Origin of the sequence: Clostridium subterminale (genome assembly GCF_039521425.1) — a bacterium.
GTDB classification, from domain to species: domain Bacteria; phylum Bacillota; class Clostridia; order Clostridiales; family Clostridiaceae; genus Clostridium_J; species Clostridium_J subterminale.
In genome coordinates this window covers 1-1,663 of the sequence record NZ_BAAACI010000028.1, presented here as the reverse complement: position 1 = coordinate 1,663, position 1,663 = coordinate 1, and the positions used below count along the sequence as shown (strand labels likewise).

Sequence of the window (1,663 nt, the reverse complement as noted above, 5' to 3'; positions counted from 1 at the left end):
GATGAACAAGCTATTAACACTATGGCTAATAGCAATAGTATAAACTTAGTGAATAATAAAGATCTGTTAGAAGTAAGTCGATTTAATGAAGAAAATCCTGAAAAAACAGCAATAAATATGTGCCAAAAAATATGGAAAAGTTCTGATGTAGCAATTATAGTAAATGATAAAAATTTTATGGAAGGATGTTTATCATTATCACTAAGTAGAAAGTATAATGCACCCATATTTTTATCTAAAGGGGAAGAGTTAAGTGATTTAGTTAAGGAAGAAATTAGCAGATTAAAAACGACTAAAATAATTTTAATTGGAGAAGAGAATTTAATTTCAAAGAATATAGAAAATGAACTTGTAGAAAAAGATTTAGAAGTAAATAGAGTTCAAGGAAAGGATATTACTAATCTTAGTATCAGAATTGCAGAAGAATTTAAAGATAATAATACGTATATTCTTTCTAAAGGCGATAATCTTGAAGAAATAATGTTATTATCATATATTGGAATGATCAATGAAACTCCAGTAATAATATCAGATAATTATTTGTCAACATATAAATTTCTAAGAAATAAAAAAGATTCAACTATATATTTTACTGGAAATGAAGATATTTTCTATAGGACATTTTCTAATTTAAATATGAAAAAAATAGATATAGCTAATTATTTTAAAGATGCAGGGGCAAAGTTAATGAATAAGAATAGAGGCTTATATCCCGATGGCCAAATTCTTATGGCTTCAAGCAATAATCCATCAGAATTTATATCCGCAAGTACAGCAAGTGGAGTTCTCAATATGCCTTTAGTTGATGTCGGTTCGGAAATGTTAAATAAATCTACGAATGAATTCATGGTTGAAAATGGAAGTTATATAAATCATATTATTGCTGTAGGAAACGAAAAAGAAATTAGTAATAATTTATTAAATATAACATCTTGGGGTAAATCTTACACTAATGCAAAAAAGCCTTTAGTAACTCCAACTTATGATGGAAGTAATCAAGCAGTTCATCCAGATGTTTTATATGTTGAAAATGGTTGGAATGGATATAAGTATTTGATGGGACTAACACCTTACCCAAATGGGAATGATGACTATGAAAATCCACAAATATTAGTTAGCAATGATGGAAGTAATTTTAATTATTTAAAAGGCTCAAAGAATCCTTTAGATATTCCTAAAGATGTTGGAAATGGTAGTCATTACTCTGATATAAATATTTGTTTAGTGGATGGTACATTAGAGGTATACTTTAGGTATAATCCGCCTTGTAAGAAAAATAAAAAGGCAGATAATCATACTAATATGGTTTATGTAATGAAAAGTAAAGATGGTATAAAGTGGAGTGAGAAAGAATTAGTTCTAGCACCAGATACTTTTGATAAAAAATATGACTATGTGTCACCAATTATAATTTATGATGAAGGAGTATATAAAATATGGTTTTCTAACTATAGTAGTGATTTATATTATACGGAAACTAATGATTTTAAAAACTTTAAGGATGTTGAGGTATGTAAATTTCAAGACAAGCCATCTAACTTTCATCTATGGCATCATGATTTAATAAAAACAGATTTAGGATATGAGATAGTTATTAACGGCTATAATAATAATCAAGCGGGAAAACAAGGCTTGTATTATGCTGTGTCAAAGGATGGAGTCA

General features: G+C 27.7%; 1 protein-coding gene. It reads left to right on the top strand.

What is annotated here, in order from left to right:
• Window positions 1–21: 21 nt before the first annotated feature.
• On the top strand, window positions 22–1,663 hold a 1,642-nt coding region (locus tag ABDZ93_RS20045; protein WP_343828291.1), incomplete at its 3' end, for a cell wall-binding repeat-containing protein.